Genomic DNA, 1,753 nt, shown 5'->3' with positions numbered 1-1,753 from the left:
TATGCTTATCAAAAACGTGAAGAAAGCCGAAGTTATCTCTTATTTATTAGCTCGTGTAGACAATAGTCATATACTAGCATCAGTATAATAAATAAAGGATTATGTTATGTCTAAAGGCGTTAAAGTTGGTGATATAGGTACGGCTCATGATGGTTTCCCAGAAACCCCAATTTTATCTGGTTCACCAGATGTAAAATTTGATGGGCAACCAGCGGCAAGGGTCGGTGACCCTTTACTTCCACATAGTAAGCCCAAACATCCTCCGCATCCGAGGACAATATCATCAGGCTCTTCAACTGTCTTTATTAATGGTAAACCTGCTGCTATTACGGGTGGTGAAATTAGTTGTGGAGGGGTAACTATTGGAAGTGGGACAGTTAATATCGGTGATAAATATCAACCACCTACAAGTAGTCCACTTTCAAAATTAGAATCAGGTGAAAGCAAGAAAATAACCACAGCACGCACTAATAGCGCTAATTCGCAAACATCACAACCAATAAGAATACCAAGTGATTCGGGGTATTGGCCTGCATATAATCCATTAGCTGAAGACGATGATAAATATCTGAATGTTGAATATGTAGAACCAATTAAGAGTTTTGCATTGATGTCGCCAGAAGAAGCGCATGAATTTTTACAAAACCTATATGCTGATATGGGAGGAAAAGAAACTATTGGTGATGTGAAGACTTATCGTGGTTTAGGTAGTGGCGTCTACGATGCTTACAAAACAGCCTCTGGGCTAGGTGGACTAGGAGTCGTTGCTTATACAAAAAATATTAACGGTAAGGATTGGGTTATTATTAAAAACTTCCGTCGTTATGAGCAAACCTTGATGAAAGGTAATAAATGGGGGGCTAATAATCCAAGGGTTATTAAAGTTGGTCTAGGATTAAATGATTTAAAGGGAGCGGCTAGATTTGTTCGTTTTAATGTTGGTCTAGAGATCATTGTATCTGTAGGAATTAATACCGCGGATTACATTTTGCGAGATAAGACTACGCTAGCTGAGTTTGTAGGTAACTCTGCTGGTGATATTGTTAAGGGGGTAGGATCAATTGCAAGTGGAGCAATATTTACAGCTGTAGCAGTGCCTGCTTCTGTTGGAATTTTAGCAACGGGAGTTGTTTTTGTAGCTACTTCGTTTGCAGTTGGTCTTGCTCTAGACACAATAGATGAAAGCAATGGGTATACAAAAGAGTTCACTAAAGTATTAAAGGAATATTTTGAATGATTTTAATTAGGTGTTTTTTTTGTATTTTTATTATATGGATAGGTGGTTTTTTTTCTGGGGTGTTTATCAAAACAGCTTTTGTTTCAAATGATGTTATTAAAATTTCTGGAATTTTAAGTATTTGGAGTGCTATTGCTAGCCTACTTTTAGGTATTATGTTGTTGTACTACCATGTTAAAGCATTTTGGGGTAATACCCTGAAAGGAAATACGTTAAATCGTTTACTGATCTTTCTTGGTTTAGTTGTGGCACCGATTATATCAATTGTTATTTATGTAAAAACGCTTACATTAGTAGCTGATTATATTGAATGTAAAGAGCTGAACAACATATCTATCCGCTTTTCTAGTCAAACTTATACGATATCTAACGAGCTTTGTTTACAATTAATTGATGATAGAAATAAATAAAGTTAGACGCATATAACAAATGCATCAACACGATTTGCTACATTCGGCATTCTAGGTTTCTTTGGGTTTACCGTATTTAGTGGTAAATTTGAGCTTAATCTACATG

2 protein-coding genes are annotated in these 1,753 nt (G+C 36.2%); both read left to right on the top strand.

Features of this window, described 5'->3' with window-relative positions; all coding sequences use genetic code 11:
* Positions 1–106: 106 nt before the first annotated feature.
* On the top strand, positions 107–1,237 hold the full coding sequence (locus tag PVK70_RS18640) for a type VI secretion system PAAR protein (RefSeq protein ID WP_130049482.1): 1,131 nt from the start codon (positions 107–109) through the stop codon (positions 1,235–1,237).
* The gene (locus tag PVK70_RS18635; protein WP_130049481.1) at positions 1,234–1,647 is read left to right on the top strand and encodes a hypothetical protein; all 414 of its coding nucleotides are present in this window, start codon (positions 1,234–1,236) and stop codon (positions 1,645–1,647) included. Before PVK70_RS18640 ends, PVK70_RS18635 begins: the two co-directional genes overlap by 4 nt.
* Positions 1,648–1,753 lie beyond the last annotated feature (106 nt).

Origin of the sequence: Aliivibrio sp. A6, from assembly GCF_028765505.1 — a bacterium.
In the GTDB taxonomy this organism is placed as follows: Bacteria; Pseudomonadota; Gammaproteobacteria; order Enterobacterales; family Vibrionaceae; genus Aliivibrio; species Aliivibrio finisterrensis_A.
Note: the sequence above shows the minus strand (reverse complement) of the source record. Positions and strands in the feature narration are given on the sequence as shown.